Here is a 19,238-nt window from a genome sequence, read left to right as displayed (position 1 = left end):
TTTGGATGCTTATAATCATACTTTTTGTGCATGCTTCCTTTTTTGAGCACGGCAAAATGTACTTCCGCACAAGATTTTGCCCTGCGCGGATGGCTAGTGTGGGAAAGCCATGTGGCCCGCTGCACATCAACCCGGGCCCTCTCCAAAGACACTAAGGACGGCGCCGATCCATGCACGCTGACCAACAACTTTCAAAGTCCCTGAAGCCACGACACCTCTCCATGATCGCTATCGCCGGCGTGATTGGTGCTGGGCTGTTTGTGGGCTCCGGCGCCGCTATCCAACAGGCTGGCCCGGGCATCCTCGTCGCCTACTTGGCCGCTGGACTGGTGGTTATCCTCGTCATGAGGATGCTTGGCGAGATGGCTGCGGCCAACCCGGAGACGGGCTCCTTCTCCACGTATGCAGACAAGGCCCTTGGCCGGTGGGCAGGCTTCAGCATCGGCTGGCTGTATGCCTGGTTCTGGATCATCGTCCTCGGCATCGAAGCCACAGCAGGCGCTGCCATCATGCACCGCTGGGTTCCGGGCGTCGATCAGTGGGTTTGGGCGCTGGTGCTCATGGTGCTCCTGACATTGACGAACCTAGGCTCTGTGAAGTCCTACGGTGAGTTCGAATTCTGGTTCGCGTCCATTAAGGTCGCTGCGATCGTCATCTTCCTGCTCGCCGGCATTGCCGCGATCCTTGGCTTGATCCCAGGCGTTTCCGCGCCTGGCGTCGCCAACCTCCTGGATCAGGGTGGCTTCATGCCCAACGGTCCGGGCGCGGTCCTGGCTGGCATCCTCGTGGTGGTCTTCTCGTTCTTTGGGGCAGAGATTGCCACCATCGCCGCGGGCGAGTCCGAAAACCCCGTGGACGCCGTCAAGAAGGCCGTGAAGTCCACTGTTTGGCGCATCTTGATCTTCTACATCGGCTCCATTGCCATTGTGGTCACGCTCCTGCCGTGGAACAGCGCTTCAGTTGCCAAGAGCCCGTACGTCGCCGTGATCGAGCTCTACGGAATCCCGGGCGCCGGCACCATCATGGACATCGTGGTCCTCACCTCGGTGCTGTCATGCCTGAACTCCGGTCTTTACACCGCCAGCCGCATGTTGTTCTCGCTCTCGCAGCGCGGCGACGCCCCCAAATCCTGGACCAAGATCTCCAAGCGTGGCGTTCCCGCCGCAGCGGTTCTTGCTTCCACCGTGGTCGGGTTCATCACCGTTGGCCTGAACTACGTGGCACCGGACACCGTGTTCCTGTTCCTCGTCAACACCTCTGGCGCCATCGCTTTGTTCGTGTGGCTGGTCATCGCCAGCTCACAGCTCATCCTCCGCCGCCGAATGGGCACCGCCGCCAAGGACCTCGACCTCAAGATGTGGTTCTTCCCGTACCTCACGTGGATCGCGATTGGAAGCATCGTCGCGCTCATCATCGGCATGGTGATACTTGAATCCACGCGCGAATCGCTTTTCCTCTCGCTGGCCCTGGCTGCGGTTGTCGTCGCCATCGGTGTGTTCCGGTATCGCAAGCGCGGCACCCCGTCCGCTCCGGTGGGTGACACGGATGCCGAGCCTGTGACGTTGGGTTCCGGTCCGGCGTCGTAAGCGTCCTTTTCGTTCGGGGCAGCCGCCGTCAGCGTTCGACGGCGGCTGCCCCTTTTCGTGGTTAAGGCACCTCAACGGGGAGGTACTGGATGGGTCCGGGGCATTCTGCGCCAGTAGTGTTCGGAACACCCGGAATCGCAGGGATGTCGAAGACGGCGTCCCGCTGGCGTTTGCCTGACTCCTTGACCACAACGCGAACCTTGGCCAGCACGCTGGGCGGGGAGGTTGTCTGCTCGGCAGCGAGGTATGGAGGCTCCTGAGGAACGAGCCAGCGGCCATCCGTCTGCTGCTGGAGGGGCCGGGGCGTGCAGTTTTCTCCGAAACACGCCTGAACACGGCTTGGAGTGGAGGCGACTTTTAGCTCGATCGGCGTGGTGTTTCCAATGGTTGGGCACACACGCGACTTGTCCACCGCTAACCACACCAGTCCGCCGATCGCGGCCACCAGAATGATCGCGGCAACCCAAATCAGCCGGGGCTTCATGGCAAGTAGCCTACGCCTGGCACGCCACCGGGAACTGGGCTTCTTGGGCGGCGGTGTGGGCTACTGGGCCAAGCCAATAACGAGGTTGATGGTGACGGCCAGGATGACTGTGCCGAACAGGTACGAAAGAAGGCTGTGCTTTAGGGCCTCAAGCCGGATCTTGTGGTTGCCCAGATTGGTGTCTGAGACCTGGTACGTCATGCCCAGGCTGGTGGCGAGGTAGGCGAAGTCCGTGTACTGCGGTGGGCGATCCTGGTTAAAACTGATGCCGCCCACTTCACCACCGGCATCGGCTTCAGGGCTGTAGTAGAGCTCGGCATAGCGCAGGGTGAAGAGCGTTTGGACCAGCATCCAGGACAGGGCTACGCACGCCAGGGAGAGCGCGGCCGAGTAGAAGCGCGTGTCCGCTCCTTCAGTGTGCGAGTTGACGATCACCGCGGCAGCGGCGGCGATGCTGGCCAGGTTTGCGACGAGGATCAGCACGTCAGTGACCCCACGGGACGGGTCCTCGGATGTCGCGTGTTGCTGGGTCTCGGCTGGATCCATCCGCGCTATCACCAGCCACACCCATCCAACATAGATCAGTGCGGCCGTGGCCCAGCCGACGGCCGTTGCATCGACCCAGCTGCCTGCGATGCCCGTGACCACGAAGGCTGCGGCGCCGGCTGCCACCATGACAACGAAACGCAACCGGCTGCGCCTAATTCTCAGTGCATCCATGCCCCCACCCTAGCCCGAGTTTCCCCTTTGATCCGGGGGATTGGGACGCAGGAATCCACGGAATGGGCATCCTCGTGTTAGTGTCTTTGTCGCTGTTACGGAGAAAAACGAAACACTCTTTCTCCGATCACCCTGCGCGGGTGGCGGAATGGCAGACGCGCTAGCTTGAGGTGCTAGTCCTCGAAAGGGGGTGGGGGTTCAAATCCCCCTCCGCGCACAGGAAACCCCTGGAAGGTCAATGATCTTCCAGGGGTTTTGTCGTTTGCGGCTCTCGGCGGGAGCTGGCACGTTCGCTCCCTGGCTCAGTTATCCACATACGGCGACTGGCAGGTTTCGGTCCAAGACACCACCGAATAGCTTTGAGTGCAGGAGATGCACTAAGATATTGAAGTCTGTGTTGCGCCCTCCTTCCGAGTCTTCGGCGGGGGAGCGAGCCACAGCATCGCAAATGAACCTCCTGTTACGGAAATACCGTAACCGCTTAGCCCAAAGGAGGTGGGTTCACATATGCGTCCTTACGAATTGATGGTAATCATCGACCCCGAGGTCGAAGAGCGTACCGTAGAGCCGTCGCTTCAGAAGTTCCTCAATGTCATCACCACCGATGGTGGAACCATCGAAAAGGTTGACATCTGGGGCCGTCGCCGTCTGGCATACGACATCAAGAAGAAGTCCGAAGGTATCTACGCAGTGGTGAACTTCACCGCTGAGCCGGCTACCGCCAAGGAACTTGACCGCCAGCTGTCTCTTAACGAGACGATCATGCGCACCAAGATCATCCGCCCCGAAGACCAGAAGGTCGTTGCTGAGTAATCAGCCCCTTCCAGATCTTTACACCGCAGGAACGAACAAGGAGGCAGTAGATGGCAGGCGAAACCACTATTACGGTCATCGGTAATCTCACCAATGACCCCGAGCTGCGGTTCACCCCGTCTGGCTCAGCAGTAGCGAACTTCACCATCGCTTCTACTCCCCGGACCTTTGACCGTCAGTCGAATGAGTGGAAGGACGGGGAAACCCTGTTCCTCCGCGCTTCCGTCTGGCGTGAAGCAGCCGAGAACGTGGCCGAGTCCCTCACAAAGGGCATGCGCGTCATTGTTTCCGGCCGTTTGAAGAGCCGTTCCTACGAAACCAAGGAAGGCGAGAAGCGCACCGTTATCGAGCTCGAGGTCGATGAAATCGGTCCGAGCCTGCGTTACGCGAACGCCAAAGTCAACCGTACCCAGCGCTCCGGTGGCCAGTTCGGCGCCGGAAACGGTGGCCAGGGTGGCTTCGGTGGCGGTAACGCCGGTGGCTTTGGAGGAGGCGCTGCAGCTGGTGCAAGCCAGGGCGGCAACTCCGGTGGAAACTGGGGCGGCAACCAGCCCGCACAGCAGGATGACCCTTGGGCTACGCCCGGTGTCAGTAATGCAGGCGGCTGGGGCAACGGCCCGGATTCCGAACCTCCCTTCTAAACACAAAGAAAAAGTCCGACGCCGGAACCCGCCGGGACTGCCGCGAGGCACCCGGGCGACTACCGCCGTCGAACACCACCATCCCGTGGATCAATATCCACGGGCTCCATAGAAAAGGAGCTCCACGATGGCTAAGGCTGAACTCCGTAAGCCCAAACCAAAGTCCAACCCCTTGAAGGCCGCTGACATCACTGTCATCGACTACAAGGACGTAGCACTGCTGCGCAAGTTCATCTCCGACCGCGGAAAGATCCGCGCTCGTCGCGTTACTGGCGTTACCGTTCAGGAACAGCGCAAGATCGCCCAGGCAATCAAGAACGCCCGCGAAGTTGCTCTGCTGCCTTACTCCGGCGCTGGCCGCGGCTAAGGGAAGGGATTAACTAACATGGCAAAGCTCATTCTGACCCACGAAGTAACCGGTCTCGGTGCTGCTGGCGACGTTGTCGAGGTCAAGGACGGTTACGCACGTAACTTCCTGCTGCCCCGCGGCTTCGCTCTGACCTGGACCAAGGGTGGCGAGAAGCAGGTTGAGTCCATCAAGGCTGCCCGCGCTGCTCGTGCCCACGCTTCTGTTGAAGCTGCACAGGCACAGGCTCAGGCTCTGTCCTCCAAGAAGGTCAAGCTCGAGGTGAAGGCCGGCGAGTCCGGTCGTCTCTTCGGCACCGTCAAGCCTGCTGATGTCGCTGCTGCCGTTGAGGCCGCTGGCCTCGGCGCCATCGACAAGCGCAACGTTGAACTGCCGAACCACATCAAGTCTGTCGGTTCGTACCAGGCCAACGTTCGCCTGCACGAGGATGTTTCCGCTGTTATCGACCTCGAGGTCGTTGCAGGGAAGTAGTCTCTGACTGCTTAGAAGGACCCCCGTCACCGGTTTCCGGTGGCGGGGGTCCTTTGCTTAAGGGGACGGTGTGTGGAGCTCCGACATGACGTGTTGGTAGCCCGCCCGGATCATCTCTGCGAGAACCTCACGGTCCACGTCGTCCAGCCGGTTGATGTACAAACATGCGGCTCCGGTCTTGTGCTTGCCCAACTCGGGAAGCAGACGGTCGGCGTCGGGACCGTACGTGAGGCCATAGAGTGCCAGGTTCGCCTTGCGCGGTGAGAATCCGACGGCGGCAGAGTCACCTTCGCGTCCACTCTCGTATTTGTAGTGGTAGCTGCCGAAACCCACGATCGTCGGCCCCCACATGACCCCTTCCTTACCAGTGATCTCCTGCATCATCCTCCGCAGCTCCAACCCATCGGCGCGCCGGCCAGGGGGCTCCACAGCGGACAGGAATTCATCCACGGACATGCCCGTGGGCTGGGTCTTGTTCTCTGCCATGCTCGTAGTTTCGCAGACACGCGGTTGGCCGACCACCCAGTGATAGCCTGCAGCGGTGACTTCAGAATCCTTGCGTATCCGACCGTTCCACCAGGTTGACGTCTTCTCTGCCCAGCCGTATGGCGGTAATCCCCTCGCAGTTGTGGTTGACGCAGAGGGCCTAAGCAGCGAGGCGATGCAGCACTTCGCCAACTGGACCAACCTCTCCGAGACCACTTTCCTTCTTCCTCCCACGGATCCGCGTGCCGATTACCGCGTGCGTATCTTCACGGGCAGCGAGGAGTTCCCGTTCGCTGGGCACCCAACCCTTGGTTCCGCTCACACCTGGCTGCAGGCCGGGGGAGAACCAAAGACGGACGGCGTGCTGGTGCAGGAATGCGGCGCAGGTTTGGTCCGGGTGAAGAACGACGCCGGCAGGCTGGCTTTTGCTGCACCACCACTGACCCGCTTCGAGGCCGTGGACGCTGCCGTTCGTTCCCAGCTGGCAGCCGGTCTTAGGCTTCCGGAGGACTCCTTGCTGGACGCATCATGGCTGGTAAATGGCCCGGAGTGGGTTGGTGTCCTACTCGAGTCTGCAGAACAGGTCCTGGCGATTGAACCGGATCTGGTGGCGATGGGTGACCTCAAGGTCGGGGTGATCGGCCCACACGAGCCAGGTTCCGACGTCGACTTTGAGGTGCGGACCTTCATTCCCGGCGACGCCATGGTGGAAGATCCCGTGACTGGCAGTTTCAACGCCGGTGCAGCGCAGTGGCTGATCGGCAGCGGCCGGGCGCCTGAACAATATATGGCGGCGCAGGGCACGGCCCTGGGCAGGGCGGGTCGCATCCATGTGAAGGCTGAGGACGGGGACATCTGGATCGGCGGGGCATCGGCTACTTGCATCCAGGGCACCGTGCTGCTGTAGCTCTAAACGGCCCGGGGATTGGCGTCACCTCCGGCGAGCGTTTAGCGTGAGACTTATGTCAGCATCCGATGCTTCCGCGAAGGCCAACGGCAACCCTCTGCTTGTCCTTGGCAAGATCACGTCCATCCTGGATGCTTTTTCCCTATCGAAACCGGTGCTGCAGCTGAGCGACATTCGCGAATACACGGGTATGCCCACATCCACCGTGCAACGTCTGGTCACCAACCTGACGTCGCAAGGATTCCTGGACCGGGAGGGCGATGCTTACCGCATCGGTATGCGGATGGCATATTGGGCCGCTCCTGCCACGCGTGGCATGGAAGTGGTGGACATCCTGAGCCCGCTACTCAAGACGTTGCGGGACAACACCGGGGAAACGGCGTGCTTCTTCAAGGCAGAACAGCACTACCGGGTCTGTGTTGCCATGGCCGACACACGTCACGCGCTCCGTCGCGAGATGCACCTTGGCAAGATCATCCCGCTCCACGCAGGTTCGGCGGGCAGGGTCCTGCTCGCGTGGTCTCCTGAATTGATGGAGGCCGTCCTCCGCGACCCGTTGGAGCCCATTACCGACTACACGATTACCAGTTCGGAGGAATTGGAGATCGCAGTCAAGAAGACGCGGGCTGATGGCTTTGCTATCACCGTGGGGGAGCGGGAAGACGGAGCCTCCGGGCTCTCGGCGCCGGTGTTCGATTCAGCTGCTGCCCTGGTGGGCGCAGTCACCATCAGTGGCCCTACGCTGCGGATGCCACTGGAGACGTGCCAGGCGTGGGTGGAACCTTTGCTCGCGACAGCGGAACATATGACCAGACTCATTGGCGGGCGGTTCCCGGGGGAGTCGTAGGGGCTGGCAACGGTGAATGGGCAGTAACCAAAACGGGTGTACACACGAGGAGCACATTATGGATTCTGCACGGACTTTTGAAGCGATCACCATTATTTTCAATCCCAACAGCACGGGAAATGCGCCCGAGCTTGCTGAGAAATTGCAGGTAAAGCTGAAGGACACCCTCACTTACGCACCTGAGATTACGCTCCAGCCCACTGAACATGCTGGACATGCCGTGGAGTTGGCCCGGAAGGCTGCGGCAAGGGGAGGTGACGTTCTGGTTGTCTCTGTGAGCGGTGACGGCGGCTACAACGAGGTTGTCAACGGCGTTATGCAGGCGGGAAACCCGCAGGCGGTATGTGCAGTCATGGCTGCGGGCAACGCCAATGACCACCGACGGATCACGGGAACCAAGCCACTGGAAGAGGCTATTGTTGAGGGCCACGTCCGGAAGATTGACCTCCTGAGCATTCACACAGGTCAAAAGGAAGGCCAGCCGTTGGAGTACGCGCATTCCTATATCGGATTCGGCCTCACACCTGTTGTGGCCACCGAGCTCGAAAAAGGAAGCAAGGGAGCCCTGACTGAAATGGTCTCCGTCATCAAGACCTTCTCAAAATTCAAGCCATTCGCCATCCGCACATCCGATGGCAAACGCCGTAAATTCGACAGTCTGGTTTTCGCCAACATCCCCGAAATGGCCAAATACGCCACACTCAGTGAGGCCGACGATCACCCCTCTGACGGAAAATTCGAAGTTATCGTCTTTCCGCACATGCCCAAATGGCGCGTGCTGCTGACAGCCCTCCGCGCAACTACCCAGGGCCTGGGCGATCAGCCGAGCGTGAGCAGCTACGACTTCACTACGCTCAAACCCTTGCCGTACCAGATGGACGGTGAAGTGAAGACGGTGGAAGCCAATGTGAAAGTCAGGGTGGAATGCGCTCCGGCCGCTCTGGCTACAGTCGGCTAAGGAGCAGTTCTTCTCGGGGGTGCCGGAATCGGAGTGGCCAGCGCTACATCCCAGCCGACGCCCAAGCCCCAAGTAGCTGCGCATGCGCCCGCTGTCGTGTTAGGTGACGCCGCCTTCGAGAAGAATTCCGCTGGCCAAACGTATGGCCTTCCAACTGAGGTCGATGGGGTTTCCGTTGAACCGGACCTGATTCGGGCGTATGCAACCAACGATCGAATCGGGTATGTCAAGAACAACGAACGAAAAGTAGCAACTGGCGATCCATCGCTGTTCAAGTCGCCAGAAGAGGCATTGCATTGGCAGGCAAACCGGGCCAAGGGTCCGGTGAGTATCCCGGTTTTACGACCTCGACGGCGTCACCGTCATAGGTGAGTTCGTCTTCTCGGAGGGGACCGTCACGTCGAGTACTGAAAAATTGGAATACCCTAATGAGCGGCTCCGCCACAGGCCGCCGTCACGAAGTCGTAGATACGCCCACGCAACTCATTCGATGCTGCAACTTTCAGTACGCCTTCCCGTGCCCCCACCGAAATCCTTAATGGCAACAGTGTTCCCACTTTGTCCTCGGCCACCGCATGCGGGTCGCAACGCGCCGGACGGATCGTCAAGGGCACCTCTTTCGGGGCGGTGCCGGACGATATCGCGATGGCCCGCGGCCAGGGGTCCGCGGGCGGTTCGGCCAGCAGGGTGGTTCCGTCGATGGAGTTAATCGTTAGCTTTTGCGTCGACTCACCATGAGTGCCCGCAGGGGTAATGACAAGACGCACGACGGCGGTTCGACCATCTGGGGCCACCTCAAGATCGGGATCCAGGACGATGGCAGCTACGGCCGCAGCATCGGCTGCCAAGCACAGCTCGTCGGCGTTCCGGGGCAGGACGTTGAACGGGTCCCGTGCCCCAACCGAGGTTTCTGCGGGTCCCTTAGCTGGCTCCGAGTAATAAACGATGGCCTTGAGGGGTTCAGTGGGCGACTGACTGCAACGTGGAGCGGGTAAGTCGGCGGGAAGGCTCTTGGGCTGTCGGGGCGGTAGTTCCAGGACACCGGTTGTTGGCTCCCAGACGATGTCCTTTTCAAACAACGGGGAATTCAGCCGCGCACCACTCACGGTAAGGGGAGTGTCTGTGGTGTTGGTGAGCTCTATGAGGATGGCTTGCTTGCCGTATTGGTCGCGCGACTGGTTAACCTCCACGGCGATGGGCTGTGCCTCAGAGGTGGTCGGCCGTCCTTGGCGGGGGGAACCGTCACATGAGGCCAGTGGCAGGGTGGACAACAGGGCTACGCATGCCGCCCAATGACGCCACTCCCTGATGACCATGCCAACAGTGTAGGCGGCCTATGGCGGACAATTTATAAGCATGCTTAGCTTAGTCTCACCATAGATGCCGAAGGCACACAGAAGGGAACTCCATGTCCACCGTTACCCAGCTGTTCAAGTCGTCTGCCGCGGACGTCTGGAACGTCATCGCCGACGGTTGGCTGTACTCCGGGTGGGTTGTTGGCGCCTCAAGGATTCGCGCGGTGGATGACCAGTGGCCACAGGTCGGTTCCAAACTCCATCACTCCGTGGGAGCCTGGCCGCTTCTCCTCAACGACAGCACCAGCGTCACCGCCGTAGAACCTGGCCGGAGCCTGGAGCTCTTAGCCCGTGGCTGGCCCGTAGGTGAGGCAAAGGTCCGCATCACTTTGGAGGACCTGGGTGGCAATCAGTGCCGCGTCTCTATGGCCGAAGACGCGATCCGGGGCCCCGGAAAGGTGGTGCCAAAGGCACTCAGGGATCCTATGATCACCGTCCGCAACCGGGAGACTCTGCGGCGGCTGGAACTAATGGCGGCTGGCGGAGCGGGGAAGGGATGACCCAGTCGAAAGCCGCAGCCCTGGAGCGCGCGCCTTGGGCAGCCTTTGAACGGTTGGGCTCGCCCAGCTCTGCCAGCAGCTTTTCGGACAGGACCACGAGTTCGCCAAAGACGTGCGGCGTGAGCCATTCGGGACGCGTGGCAAACAGGATGTCCTCGCTGGAGGTGTTGCCGCTGGCGCCGGGCGCGAACGGGCAACCACCCAGGCCGCCCAAAGCGCCGTCCACCATTGCGGCCCCCGCTTGAATTGCAGCGAGCGTGTTGGCCACGCCCAGGCCCCAAGTGTCGTGACCGTGATAAACGATCCGCCGGGCAGGGGATTCATCCCGCACCCGCGTGATCAGGCTGGACACCTGGGCAGGAACGGCCTGCCCAAGGGTGTCGCAGATGACGATGTCCGTGGTGCCCTCGGCCCGGGGATCGTTGGCAATGGCCAGGATGCGCTCCTCCGGTACGTAGCCTTCGAAAGGACAGGTGAAGGATGTCGCAATGCACAACTGAATCTGGCCGTTCATTGTACGTGCATACTCAACGGCTTCAGGCAGAGCAGCAAGGCTCTCGTCCGTGGTCCGGCCGATGTTCGCCTTATTATGTGAATCCGACGCAGACAGGCAGTACTGGAAATTCCGCGCGCCTGCAGCTGCTGCCTTGGCAACATGGCCGGGTGTCGCTACCCAGATCCAGCACTTTTCGAGTTCCTCGGGAGTGAGGGCCTGGACAACTTCGAGAGTGTTGGCCATGGTGGGGACGAGGTCCGCGCGCGCCATGGATCCGAGCTCGATCGCCGGGACGCCCAGGCGCAGCAGCTCCCGCACTGTTTCGATCTTCTGCTCCGTCGGCAAGAGCTTACCGGTGAGCTGCAGCCCGTCCCTCAAGGTGACGTCCCTCAGGATGGCGTTTCCCAGAGTGGTGCCCAGTGCTGTGGCGTGCGTGCTTTCAAAACGGTTCATGGTCGGACAGCCTCCTCGCGGCCGGAAGCCGCATCGATTTGCGCAGCATCCAAGTGGAGGAGCCCGCCAAGGATTTCTTCAGTGTTTTCGCCAAGGTCCGGGCCAAGGTTCCGGATGGGCAGGGACTGGTCCCCGATAACGGGAACGATGCCCGGGAAACCGACTCCCGGCAGGATCTCTTCGCCCGTCGAAACGTCGAACTTTTGGATCATGTTGCGGGCCGCGTACTGGCTATCCGTGCTGATGTCCGCGGCTGTGTAGATGGGACCAGCCGGAACCCCAGCTGCGTCCAGGGCTGCCAAAGCTTCGGGTGCTGTCAGTTGCGCGGACCACTCGCCGATGGCTTGGTCCAGTTCTTCGCGGCGTGCCCAGCGTCCGGCGTTGCTCTGCAGCTCCGGGTCCTCGGCGAGGTCCGCTCGGCCGATGGTCTCCATGTACCGCTGGTAAATGGAGTCCCCGTTTCCGGCCACCACAATGCTGGCACCGTCCTTACACACGTACGCGTTCGAGGGCGCAATGCCTTCCATACGGCCGCCAACGCGCTGCCGGTCCACGCCATAGGCCTGGTAGTCCGGAATGAGCGATTCCATCATGGAGAACATCGCCTCATTCAGCGCGACGTCGATGATGCGCTCGGTGAGCGGCACAGCGCCAGCCGAGTCCCGGCGTCGTGCTTCACGCTGGTAGAGGCTCATCATGGAGCCGAAGGCGGCGTAAAGGCCCGCGATCGAGTCTCCGATGGAGACGCCCACGCGGACCGGCGCGCGGTCTGGATCGCCCACCAGGTTGCGGAACCCGCTATACGCCTCGGCGACGGCGGCAAAACCGGGCCGCTCGGACAGTGGACCCGTCTGCCCAAAGGCGGAGATACGGGTGACGATGAGGTCCGGGTTGGCCTGGTTGAGGACTTCGGGCCCGAGACCCCATTTCTCCAGCGTGCCAGGACGGAAGTTCTCCAGCAGGATGTCGCACTTTGCAACGAGCGCCAGCACGGCCTGCCTGCCCGCTTGCGTTCGGAGATCCAGGACCACTGACTTCTTGTTGCGGTTCAGCGTGCGGTAGAGCATGGACGTATTGCCCTTGTGGAGGCGCCAGTTGCGGAGCTCGTCGCCGGTGCCCGGACGCTCGACCTTGATGACTTCAGCGCCGAAATCGGCAAGCAGCCTGCCGGCCGTGGGAGCGGCGATGTAATTGCCGAGTTCGAGGACTCGGACGCCGTCCAACGGGGCGATTGTTTGGTGTGTCATGGTCTTCTCTCGTGCGTGCTTTCGTGATGGGACGGTTGGCGGGGCGTTTAGAACAGCAGGCTCATGGGCAGGATCAGCAGGATTGCGACCACGGAGGCTACCGAAACTCCCACCGTGACCGATTTCAATGCACCCCTCACACTCTGGCCTAAAAGGGACTGCAGGAGCCAGAACGTGTTGCTGGTGACGTGAACCATGAAGAGCGAGCCAGCGCCGGCGGCGAGGGCGAGCAGTACTGGATCCAGGCCGATCGCGGGAGCGATGGGTGCCAGCAGGCCAGCTGCCGTAATGGCGGACAGGGTGACGGACCCGACGGCGATATGCAGCACTGCGGCGATGGCCCAGACCACCAGCAAGGGGGCGACGGTGCTCGCTGAGAAGAAGCCACCAAGGATGTCGCCGAGGCCCGCGGCCTTTACCGTGGCCGCGAGGGATCCGCCCACACCGGTGAGGATCAGGATCTGTCCGCTTTCCTTGAAGCCGACAGTGAGGGCCTCCTCAACCTTCTTCTGCCCGATGGATGCGCGGGTGACCAGGCACGTACCAATGAGTCCGATGAGAAGGGCGATGACAGGTTCGCCAAGCAGCTGTAGCCAGGGGAGATCAATCTTGAAAATCTGCAGGATGGCTCCCGCGCCGATGAGGATCAGGGAAGTCAGGAGCGGTGCAAAGAGCATGATCAGCGGCTTCTCTTTGCTCTCGCGTTCGGCAACAGCCACTGCTGCGCCGATTGGCTTCGTGTTGGAGCCGGCTGGGGACTCGCTGGCGGTACTTGTTGCGGGGAGGGCACCGCTGGTCGGCTCCTCGCCCTCGCTGTCTTCCTCCGCCACGAAGGTGTGGTCCTCGTCCTTGGCTTCATTCCAGAATCCGCGGCGGAAGAGGAACGTCATGATGGCAATCGAAATGATGATGGTGGGAATAACCAGCAACAGGCCGAAGAGCAGCATCTTGCCGAGTGGAACGTTGAGGAGGCCAGCCAGGGCCAGCGACGCAACGCCCGGAACCGTAAAGACAATGCCGCATTCCAGGGCGATGGCCATGGCGGTTGCCATGCGGGCTGTGCCCAATTTTCCGATTTTCGGGGCGAGTTTGCGGGCCAGCGGGGCTGAGATGACGAGCAGGACGTCCAGGAAGATCGACTGAAGGAGCGTGCCTATTGCCAGGCCCATCGTGTAAGGCAGGCGTTTCGGGCCAAAGGTCTTGAGCAGATGCTCCACAAGGCGCCGGATGGCGCCGCTCTGATTGAGGATGGAGCCCATTAAGACGCCGAAGGCGATGAGTAGGCCGACGTCCACCATGATCTCGCCGAAGCCGGACGTAATGGTCTTCACGGTCTCTTCGACGCCGAGGCCGACGGCCAAACCCAGGTACACGGAGGCGATGACTAGGGAAATGACGGGGTTGACTCTGAAGCGGACGATCAGCACGACGGCGGCCAGGACCGCTACAGCTGTGTTGATCAGAACAGCAATGTCTGGCATGGGGAATCCGATCGTTGGGCCTTCCACTCTGAAGGCTTGAAATTGATGCGCGCCGTGAGACAAGCCACATCGTTGATCCCATATTATGAGTTTGAACTCATAATGCAAGCGTCTCGGCAAATTAGACTGATCCAATGGCTTTCCTGATACGTCCGGCTCGTGAGGGTGACGTTCCTGGCATCACTGAAGTAGAGCTCACCGCCGGGCGAACTTCTCCCGCCGCCGCTTGGAAGTTCGGAGCTGGAATCAGTGCCGCGATCATGGATTCGCATCGGCTGGTCCTGGTGGCCGAACCGACACCAGACGTGCCCGGGGACGGAAGTTCCGCCGTCGTGGGTTGGGCCAAAACGCACTACTGGGAATATCCCGACGGACCTGCCCCTGCGGGCTATTACCTCGGCGGAATCACGGTCGCCCGGCGTTTTCGTCGCCAAGGCGTGGCGGCTGCGCTGACGGAGGGGAGGTTGGAGTGGATCTGGGGGCGGGCGGATCCGGCCTGGTATGTGGTCAACGCCCGAAATCAAGCGTCGCTCGCCCTCCACCAGCGCTGGGGCTTTCAGGAGGTGGCCCGCGGGCCGGGATTCCACACGGTGACGTTCGACGGCGGCGAGGGACTGTTGCTCAAGGCGTCGCGTCCGAAGGTCTAAGAAGGGGGACGCGGGCGATTTCAGTGCATGCCTTCGCTATGTAGCTCCAGCGACCTAGCATGGTCCACAGGTACACCAACTGGGGGAGTGTGTAATGGGGCCATTGGAATCGTCTCAAGCCAACGTGACTAACAAGGCAACAGTCCGGACGGGTGCTGGAGGCGATTCCCCTATAGGTCCCGGCTCCCGTGCAGCTTTGCGGACCAGGCGCAGGCGGCCTTCGCGACTGAGGAAACTCGACCTGGCCATCATCCTCGTTCTGATCATCCTTCTCGCCCTTTCCGCTACTCCCTGGCCCTCCGCCATGTTGATTCGCAGCGTTTTTGAGCGCGGAGCGCAGTCCACCATTGACGAGATGGCACCGTACGTCCCCGACACTCCCTTGGAGGAGCGGGGCGGTGTTGTTTATAAGCCCGGTTCTTCGTTCGATGTTTTCAGCCCCGCGGGCGCTACCGCTGCGCTCCCCACGATCGTTTGGATCCACGGCGGTGCGTGGATTTCCGGGGTTCAAGGCGATGTGGAACCCTATCTTCGGATTCTTGCAGCTGAGGGTTACACGACAATTGGGGTGAGCTACCCGATCGCGCCTGAGGCCGTCTATCCCACGGCCGTACGGGACATCAACGATGCCCTTGGCTATATCAAGGCGCACGCCGCTGAATTGAATGTGGACACCACCCGTATTGTCCTGGCCGGTGATTCTGCAGGAGCGCAGTTGGCCAGCCAAATGACCACTCTCACTGTTAACCCGGAGTATGCCAACCTGATGGGGATCGAACCCGCGCTCCAGAAATCGGACCTTGCCGCTACCATCCTCCATTGCGGTGTATATGATCTCCGGGCTATGGCCGACCTCAATGGCTTGGTCGCCTGGGGTTTCAAAACCTCCCTGTGGGCATACACGGGAACGAAGGATTGGTCCTCCACATATGCGGGCAGTACCATGTCCACCATTGATTTTGTGACCAAGGATTTCCCGCCGACCTTCATCAGTGGGGGCAACGGCGATGGTCTGACGTGGCTTCAGTCGGTTCCGTACGGCAATCGCCTGAAAGAAGCTGGCGTGCCCGTAACGGAGCTCTTTTGGGCTGCGGACCACAACCCCGAGCTTCCCCACGAGTACCAGTTCCACCTGAATTACACGGAGGCACGCGATGCCAGGGACAAGACTTTCGACTTCCTGTCCACGCACGCCGCCAGGGCGAAGTGAACTAAATGCGGGGAAGAGTGGAGTACGGGCGGCTCGGGAGGTGTCCGGCTGACCACGGCCGAACGGGAGGTTCCAGTGGAATCTCCCCGCGGCCGTCGCGGATCACCAACGCCACCGTGCCTATCGCCGCGGCAAGGGAAGCCGCACCCAACAGGACCAGGACCACAACCAAAGCCACAGACATCGCCATGCACCTCTAGCCCTAATTTTACCGTCGTTCGTCGGTCATCACTCGGATGCGCCGTGGCTCTTTCCGCGGTGCGTATGAATAGTCGCGGTCCGTGGGAATAATACTGTCCATGACCAGCAGGGAGAGCGGTAAGCGGGAAGCCTTGGACCCAGCAAGTGGCACCGCGGAACACACCGCTGCCGCCTTCCCGCTGCCCGAATCCATGACCGGCAGGGCCAGTCCCGCGAAAGCGGCGGTGGGCGACAAGCCCGTCTTCGCCTACATCGCCAGCCTTCCGCAGCCGCAGCGAGGCATCGCTGAAACGATCGATGACTTGGCGGCCAGGACGCTGCCGGAACTTCAGCGCTCCGTGAAGTGGGGCATGGCCTACTACGGTGTGGGCGATGGATGGTGCTTCAGCTCCGGAGGCTTTGCCGGCCACGTCAAGCTCATGTTCATCAACGGCGCCACCCTCGAGCCGGTACCACCGGTGACACCGGTCGGCATGGGTAAATCGACGCGGGGCGTGGAGCTCGAATCCGTGGCCGACATCGACGAAGACCAAATCGCAGCGTGGATGAAGCAAGTGACTGCAAAGCCCGGCGTTGGGGGCCCGAAGCACTGACCGCCTGCGGGAATAGTTCGTGATGCTCCCTCGTTCACTCATTTAGATGCATATGCATGTAAGCTGGGAATGAACGAGCAACAGGAGAATGCCATGGAAACCCGCCGCATCACCGTCCTTTCCGCCGGACTCGGCGTCCCGTCATCGAGCCGACTGCTGGCTGACCAACTGGCCGCCTCTGCCGAGCGGCAGTTGCGCGCGGCAGGCTATGAGGTGAGGATCGACGTCGTCGAGTTGCGAGACCTGGCAGTGGACATCGCAAACAACTTCGTGACCGGCTATGCCGCGCCGCGCCTCGCAGAGGTGATTGCCGGCGTCGAGGATTCAGACGGAATCATCGCCGTCAGCCCCGTTTTCAGCGCGTCCTATAGCGGCCTCTTCAAGTCTTTCATCGACGTCCTGGACCCCAAGTCCCTCGATGGCAAGGCCGTACTGCTTGGCGCCACAGGCGGCACCGACCGCCACCAGATGGTCCTGGACTACGCCATGCGGCCGCTGTTCAGCTACCTGAGGACCCGTACGGCTGCCACCGGCGTGTTCGCCGGACCCCAGGACTGGGGAAACGACGACGGCGGCTCGCCCCTTTCGGCGCGAGTGGACCGGGCGGCCGGTGAACTCGTGCAACTGCTCAGCGGCGCCCAGCCGGGGCGCAAGACCCCAGCCCTGGAGTCACTGCCATTCGAACAGCTGCTGGCCGGCATTTCAGCTGGCCGGTAGTCCGAACTTTTCATCGGGTCCGGTCGTTGGGCCAAGCATGAAGTGTCCTGTGGATTCCATTGACCTGGTGATGAGCGAACGAAGCGGCGTGGAGATTGACTACTGCCCGCAGTGCCGGGGTGTATGGCTGGACCGCGGTGAGCTGGACAAGATCATTGATCGGGTCGCCGCCGAAACCATGCCGGCCCCTGCGAGGCAGGCCCCCACCCCGCCGCAGCCTCCGATCGCACCGCCGCCCGTCTACAACCCTTTTGAATCGCGGCCGCAACAACCCCGCTACGATGACCGCGGCGATCGCCGCGACGATGACCGCCGGGATTATGAGCGCAGGGGTGACTATGACCGCCGCGACGAGTATGGCCGTAAACGCAAGAAGAAGGAAGGCTTCCTGGGGGACCTGTTCGATTTCTAACCGAGGTTAGTCTTCCAGGAGTTCGATGAATTCACGCGCCTGTTTGATGGTGATGTCCGAGTGGCGTGTCAGTGCCAGTGCTGCGCCCTCCACATCACCGCTTTTTGCCAAGGTCCGGATTCGTCCATAGATCTCGTCGTTGAGCATGTTGCTGCTCACCTCGCGCGTCACATCGCCCTTGCTGACGATCGCCCGGTACCGGTACGGGAAGCGCTCGGGCTCGTCGTCGTCGTCCGACAAAAGATCCTTGGGCTGCGCCTCCGGCTTGAAGGGCTGGGGGTGCGCGGCCAGAGCGCCGACGGCGTCACGTGACGCCCGTAGGCCCTCACCAGTGGCCTGCAGATACAGCTTGATCGCTGCCATGCCCTGGCCTTGGGCAATAAGCGAGTAGAGCCGCCTGTGCTGTTCCTCGTTCAGCTTCGCCGCCGATTCTTTCGCCAGCTGGACAGGATCCTTGGGGGAGCTGGCCGCAGCTACACCTGCCTTTGTCTCCGCCGAACGCTTGCGGAAGGAACGCATAAGCAGCAATACGCCCGCAATGACCGCGATCAAAATTACGAGCGGGATAAACAAGGAATCCATGGCGTTGTCAGAGCCGATCTACATAGTTCTTAGCGGTGAGTAAGTCTGAATGGGTGGCCTGGCGGAAGACTTTGATGGCCTCGATCTTGCGCCCGCTGCGGACCAGGTTCTGCAAGTCGAAGGCGAGCTGGGGATTGAGTTGGCCATTGGGAAGCACCGCTGGCTGGTGCCCGGTTTGAGCGCCGGCCGTCCTGGCAGCTTGAGCCTGATGAGCAGCCCGGCTTTGTTCCGTCTGCTGGGTGTGCTGGGCCTCGTTCTGGCTTGGCTTGGTGGAAGCCTCGATTTTGGCGCGGGCAGCAAGGGCCGCCTGGACTTGGGAAGCTTGGTGCGCTGCGGAGCGAGCCGCAAGCTCGTGTTGATAGCGCTCGGCATCCGAAAGACCTGTGTCGCGCGGTTTGAAGGCCGCTGAAAGCGCCCACAGCAGGCCCAGGAGGACAATTAGCGGAAGGGCAATCATCAGCACGTCACCAAAGTTCATCCCCATGCTTAGAGCTTATGCCAGAACTTGGTTATCCACAGCACATTCCATTCCCGGCATAGACTTCTGAGAGGACAGTGTCAAATTAAGGCCCTCTTTGTAAGATGCATCGCATTTGCGGCATGTTTAGCATGGATTTTGAGCTCGGACGACCATCCGGACCAGCTGGTTCTGTGGATGATTTTTCCCCAAAACTTTCTTTGCTCCACAGGCTGTGATGAACGTTTTCGCAGGTCAGAGCCTAGTTGCCGCAAAAAAAATTCTCTATCCACAGGGTAACGCACAGACTGTGCACAACGTGGGGGCGGTATTCCACAGGTTATCCACATGTGTGCTTGACAGTGGACTTTGCACCCGGACCGCGCACCGCTAACGTGGCTCGGGTACCTGTTTCAGTATGGAAATTGCCCTCTCAGTGACCTCTAAGCAGCCGCGCGCAAACATGCTTGGGGAGACTTCTGTGGATAAGTTGTGGAAATTGGGGAAAGCCGAAAATTGTCGGACCTCTATGGATATAACAGGAGCACTCGGCTGGTCCGGAGGCTCGGGCAATCCATCCCAGGTACACCTGCGCTTTACGCACCAC

At 61.0% G+C, this 19,238-nt stretch carries 24 protein-coding genes and 1 tRNA gene; 15 read left to right on the top strand and 10 right to left on the bottom strand.

The features are described 5' to 3' along the window. Positions 1–170 precede the first annotated feature (170 nt). Complete coding sequence (locus ACZ5G6_RS23260) at positions 171–1,586, top strand: amino acid permease (protein WP_223935143.1); 1,416 nt, start codon at positions 171–173, stop codon at positions 1,584–1,586. A 61-nt stretch (positions 1,587–1,647) separates the two neighbouring features. On the opposite strand, the gene ACZ5G6_RS23255 is transcribed toward ACZ5G6_RS23260, so the two are convergent. Continuing rightward, positions 1,648–2,070 (bottom strand): hypothetical protein, encoded by a 423-nt coding sequence (locus ACZ5G6_RS23255; protein ID WP_498688503.1) that lies wholly within the window; start codon positions 2,068–2,070, stop codon positions 1,648–1,650. A 60-nt stretch (positions 2,071–2,130) separates the two neighbouring features. After that, complete coding sequence (locus ACZ5G6_RS23250; protein WP_498688501.1) at positions 2,131–2,790, bottom strand: DUF1345 domain-containing protein; 660 nt, start codon at positions 2,788–2,790, stop codon at positions 2,131–2,133. A 134-nt stretch (positions 2,791–2,924) separates the two neighbouring features. Between ACZ5G6_RS23250 and ACZ5G6_RS23245 the strand changes: the two genes are divergently transcribed. The 5 genes from ACZ5G6_RS23245 (at position 2,925) to rplI (ending at position 5,082) form a co-directional block, all read left to right on the top strand. Continuing rightward, positions 2,925–3,007 (top strand) — tRNA-Leu (locus ACZ5G6_RS23245). Between the two features lie 290 nt (positions 3,008–3,297). Next, positions 3,298–3,603, top strand: a complete 306-nt coding sequence (rpsF, locus tag ACZ5G6_RS23240; RefSeq protein ID WP_021473324.1) for a 30S ribosomal protein S6 — start codon at positions 3,298–3,300, stop codon at positions 3,601–3,603. A 50-nt stretch (positions 3,604–3,653) separates the two neighbouring features. Further along, positions 3,654–4,244 carry a single-stranded DNA-binding protein gene (locus tag ACZ5G6_RS23235; protein ID WP_216924481.1) on the top strand — a complete coding sequence of 197 codons (591 nt, stop codon included), beginning with the start codon at positions 3,654–3,656 and terminating at the stop codon, positions 4,242–4,244. 127 nt (positions 4,245–4,371) lie between these two features. Beyond that, a complete protein-coding gene (gene rpsR, locus ACZ5G6_RS23230) occupies positions 4,372–4,611 on the top strand; it encodes a 30S ribosomal protein S18 (RefSeq protein WP_003800144.1) in 240 nt (79 codons plus the stop codon). An 18-nt stretch (positions 4,612–4,629) separates the two neighbouring features. Next, positions 4,630–5,082: a 50S ribosomal protein L9 gene (gene rplI / locus ACZ5G6_RS23225; protein WP_223935139.1), complete on the top strand. Its 453-nt coding sequence runs from the start codon at positions 4,630–4,632 to the stop codon at positions 5,080–5,082. 57 nt (positions 5,083–5,139) lie between these two features. On the opposite strand, the gene ACZ5G6_RS23220 is transcribed toward rplI, so the two are convergent. After that, complete coding sequence (locus tag ACZ5G6_RS23220; protein WP_223935138.1) at positions 5,140–5,568, bottom strand: DUF1801 domain-containing protein; 429 nt, start codon at positions 5,566–5,568, stop codon at positions 5,140–5,142. Between the two features lie 55 nt (positions 5,569–5,623). Here ACZ5G6_RS23220 and ACZ5G6_RS23215 point away from each other — a divergent pair, with 55 nt between their 5' ends. Genes ACZ5G6_RS23215 through ACZ5G6_RS23205 form a run of 3 tightly spaced genes read left to right on the top strand, consistent with a single transcriptional unit; the run spans position 5,624 to position 8,280 of the window. After that, on the top strand, positions 5,624–6,475 hold the full coding sequence (locus ACZ5G6_RS23215) for a PhzF family phenazine biosynthesis protein (RefSeq protein WP_223935137.1): 852 nt from the start codon (positions 5,624–5,626) through the stop codon (positions 6,473–6,475). A gap of 55 nt (positions 6,476–6,530) precedes the next feature. Next, positions 6,531–7,322 carry an IclR family transcriptional regulator gene (locus tag ACZ5G6_RS23210; protein ID WP_498688492.1) on the top strand — a complete coding sequence of 264 codons (792 nt, stop codon included), beginning with the start codon at positions 6,531–6,533 and terminating at the stop codon, positions 7,320–7,322. 58 nt (positions 7,323–7,380) lie between these two features. Next, positions 7,381–8,280, top strand: coding sequence for a diacylglycerol/lipid kinase family protein (locus ACZ5G6_RS23205; protein ID WP_498688491.1), 900 nt, complete (start codon positions 7,381–7,383; stop codon positions 8,278–8,280). A gap of 425 nt (positions 8,281–8,705) precedes the next feature. Here the strand turns inward: ACZ5G6_RS23205 and ACZ5G6_RS23200 are convergent, their stop codons facing one another. After that, positions 8,706–9,596 carry a hypothetical protein gene (locus ACZ5G6_RS23200; protein ID WP_498688489.1) on the bottom strand — a complete coding sequence of 297 codons (891 nt, stop codon included), beginning with the start codon at positions 9,594–9,596 and terminating at the stop codon, positions 8,706–8,708. A gap of 92 nt (positions 9,597–9,688) precedes the next feature. On the opposite strand from ACZ5G6_RS23200, the gene ACZ5G6_RS23195 reads away from it, so the two are divergent. Then, positions 9,689–10,135, top strand: coding sequence for an SRPBCC family protein (locus tag ACZ5G6_RS23195; RefSeq protein ID WP_498688487.1), 447 nt, complete (start codon positions 9,689–9,691; stop codon positions 10,133–10,135). On the opposite strand, the gene ACZ5G6_RS23190 is transcribed toward ACZ5G6_RS23195, so the two are convergent. Genes ACZ5G6_RS23190 through ACZ5G6_RS23180 form a run of 3 tightly spaced genes read right to left on the bottom strand, consistent with a single transcriptional unit; the run spans position 10,065 to position 13,812 of the window. Continuing rightward, positions 10,065–11,084, bottom strand: a complete 1,020-nt coding sequence (locus ACZ5G6_RS23190) for a hydroxymethylglutaryl-CoA lyase-like TIM-barrel protein (RefSeq protein ID WP_498688486.1) — start codon at positions 11,082–11,084, stop codon at positions 10,065–10,067. The genes ACZ5G6_RS23195 and ACZ5G6_RS23190 overlap by 71 nt on opposite strands. Further along, the gene (locus ACZ5G6_RS23185) at positions 11,081–12,331 is read right to left on the bottom strand and encodes a CaiB/BaiF CoA transferase family protein (protein WP_498688485.1); all 1,251 of its coding nucleotides are present in this window, start codon (positions 12,329–12,331) and stop codon (positions 11,081–11,083) included. The genes ACZ5G6_RS23190 and ACZ5G6_RS23185 overlap by 4 nt, the downstream gene beginning before the upstream one ends. Before the next feature lie 47 nt (positions 12,332–12,378). Continuing rightward, positions 12,379–13,812 carry a GntP family permease gene (locus ACZ5G6_RS23180; protein ID WP_498688483.1) on the bottom strand — a complete coding sequence of 478 codons (1,434 nt, stop codon included), beginning with the start codon at positions 13,810–13,812 and terminating at the stop codon, positions 12,379–12,381. A gap of 134 nt (positions 13,813–13,946) precedes the next feature. On the opposite strand from ACZ5G6_RS23180, the gene ACZ5G6_RS23175 reads away from it, so the two are divergent. Both ACZ5G6_RS23175 and ACZ5G6_RS23170 read left to right on the top strand, forming a co-directional pair. After that, positions 13,947–14,459: a GNAT family N-acetyltransferase gene (locus tag ACZ5G6_RS23175; RefSeq protein WP_498688482.1), complete on the top strand. Its 513-nt coding sequence runs from the start codon at positions 13,947–13,949 to the stop codon at positions 14,457–14,459. Between the two features lie 124 nt (positions 14,460–14,583). Next, entirely contained in the window at positions 14,584–15,669 is a 1,086-nt protein-coding gene (locus tag ACZ5G6_RS23170; protein WP_498688480.1) for an alpha/beta hydrolase, read from the top strand. Position 15,670: 1 nt separating this feature from the next. On the opposite strand, the gene ACZ5G6_RS23165 is transcribed toward ACZ5G6_RS23170, so the two are convergent. Continuing rightward, on the bottom strand, positions 15,671–15,853 hold the full coding sequence (locus ACZ5G6_RS23165) for a hypothetical protein (protein WP_223935126.1): 183 nt from the start codon (positions 15,851–15,853) through the stop codon (positions 15,671–15,673). A 115-nt stretch (positions 15,854–15,968) separates the two neighbouring features. Between ACZ5G6_RS23165 and ACZ5G6_RS23160 the strand changes: the two genes are divergently transcribed. The 3 genes from ACZ5G6_RS23160 to ACZ5G6_RS23150 all read left to right on the top strand — a co-directional run bounded on the left by ACZ5G6_RS23160 (position 15,969) and on the right by ACZ5G6_RS23150 (position 17,592). Further along, positions 15,969–16,463, top strand: coding sequence for a DUF1801 domain-containing protein (locus ACZ5G6_RS23160; protein ID WP_223935125.1), 495 nt, complete (start codon positions 15,969–15,971; stop codon positions 16,461–16,463). Between the two features lie 93 nt (positions 16,464–16,556). Continuing rightward, positions 16,557–17,180 carry an FMN reductase gene (locus tag ACZ5G6_RS23155; RefSeq protein WP_498692000.1) on the top strand — a complete coding sequence of 208 codons (624 nt, stop codon included), beginning with the start codon at positions 16,557–16,559 and terminating at the stop codon, positions 17,178–17,180. Between the two features lie 49 nt (positions 17,181–17,229). Next, complete coding sequence (locus tag ACZ5G6_RS23150; protein ID WP_498688477.1) at positions 17,230–17,592, top strand: TFIIB-type zinc ribbon-containing protein; 363 nt, start codon at positions 17,230–17,232, stop codon at positions 17,590–17,592. A gap of 6 nt (positions 17,593–17,598) precedes the next feature. Here the strand turns inward: ACZ5G6_RS23150 and ACZ5G6_RS23145 are convergent, their stop codons facing one another. After that, complete coding sequence (locus ACZ5G6_RS23145) at positions 17,599–18,174, bottom strand: hypothetical protein (RefSeq protein ID WP_498688475.1); 576 nt, start codon at positions 18,172–18,174, stop codon at positions 17,599–17,601. Between the two features lie 7 nt (positions 18,175–18,181). Next, a complete protein-coding gene (locus ACZ5G6_RS23140; RefSeq protein ID WP_223935122.1) occupies positions 18,182–18,652 on the bottom strand; it encodes a hypothetical protein in 471 nt (156 codons plus the stop codon). Between the last annotated feature and the right edge of the window lie 586 nt (positions 18,653–19,238).

It is taken from the genome of Arthrobacter sp. TmtSoilC51 (assembly GCF_055388015.1).
This window is presented reverse-complemented; position numbering and strand designations above follow the sequence as displayed.

Coding starts and splice junctions, on each gene's coding strand:
- ACZ5G6_RS23195 (WP_498688487.1), top strand. CDS start 9,689: ATGTCCACCGTTACCCAGCTGTTCAAGTCGTCTGCCGCGGACGTCTGG.
- ACZ5G6_RS23185 (WP_498688485.1), bottom strand. CDS start 12,331: ATGACACACCAAACAATCGCCCCGTTGGACGGCGTCCGAGTCCTCGAA.
- rpsR (WP_003800144.1), top strand. CDS start 4,372: ATGGCTAAGGCTGAACTCCGTAAGCCCAAACCAAAGTCCAACCCCTTG.
- ACZ5G6_RS23160 (WP_223935125.1), top strand. CDS start 15,969: ATGACCAGCAGGGAGAGCGGTAAGCGGGAAGCCTTGGACCCAGCAAGT.
- rpsF (WP_021473324.1), top strand. CDS start 3,298: ATGCGTCCTTACGAATTGATGGTAATCATCGACCCCGAGGTCGAAGAG.
- ACZ5G6_RS23180 (WP_498688483.1), bottom strand. CDS start 13,812: ATGCCAGACATTGCTGTTCTGATCAACACAGCTGTAGCGGTCCTGGCC.
- ACZ5G6_RS23255 (WP_498688503.1), bottom strand. CDS start 2,070: ATGAAGCCCCGGCTGATTTGGGTTGCCGCGATCATTCTGGTGGCCGCG.
- ACZ5G6_RS23140 (WP_223935122.1), bottom strand. CDS start 18,652: ATGAACTTTGGTGACGTGCTGATGATTGCCCTTCCGCTAATTGTCCTC.
- ACZ5G6_RS23260 (WP_223935143.1), top strand. CDS start 171: ATGCACGCTGACCAACAACTTTCAAAGTCCCTGAAGCCACGACACCTC.
- ACZ5G6_RS23250 (WP_498688501.1), bottom strand. CDS start 2,790: ATGGATGCACTGAGAATTAGGCGCAGCCGGTTGCGTTTCGTTGTCATG.
- ACZ5G6_RS23200 (WP_498688489.1), bottom strand. CDS start 9,596: ATGGTCATCAGGGAGTGGCGTCATTGGGCGGCATGCGTAGCCCTGTTG.
- ACZ5G6_RS23155 (WP_498692000.1), top strand. CDS start 16,557: ATGGAAACCCGCCGCATCACCGTCCTTTCCGCCGGACTCGGCGTCCCG.
- ACZ5G6_RS23235 (WP_216924481.1), top strand. CDS start 3,654: ATGGCAGGCGAAACCACTATTACGGTCATCGGTAATCTCACCAATGAC.
- rplI (WP_223935139.1), top strand. CDS start 4,630: ATGGCAAAGCTCATTCTGACCCACGAAGTAACCGGTCTCGGTGCTGCT.
- ACZ5G6_RS23190 (WP_498688486.1), bottom strand. CDS start 11,084: ATGAACCGTTTTGAAAGCACGCACGCCACAGCACTGGGCACCACTCTG.
- ACZ5G6_RS23220 (WP_223935138.1), bottom strand. CDS start 5,568: ATGGCAGAGAACAAGACCCAGCCCACGGGCATGTCCGTGGATGAATTC.
- ACZ5G6_RS23145 (WP_498688475.1), bottom strand. CDS start 18,174: ATGGATTCCTTGTTTATCCCGCTCGTAATTTTGATCGCGGTCATTGCG.
- ACZ5G6_RS23165 (WP_223935126.1), bottom strand. CDS start 15,853: ATGTCTGTGGCTTTGGTTGTGGTCCTGGTCCTGTTGGGTGCGGCTTCC.
- ACZ5G6_RS23210 (WP_498688492.1), top strand. CDS start 6,531: ATGTCAGCATCCGATGCTTCCGCGAAGGCCAACGGCAACCCTCTGCTT.
- ACZ5G6_RS23175 (WP_498688482.1), top strand. CDS start 13,947: ATGGCTTTCCTGATACGTCCGGCTCGTGAGGGTGACGTTCCTGGCATC.
- ACZ5G6_RS23205 (WP_498688491.1), top strand. CDS start 7,381: ATGGATTCTGCACGGACTTTTGAAGCGATCACCATTATTTTCAATCCC.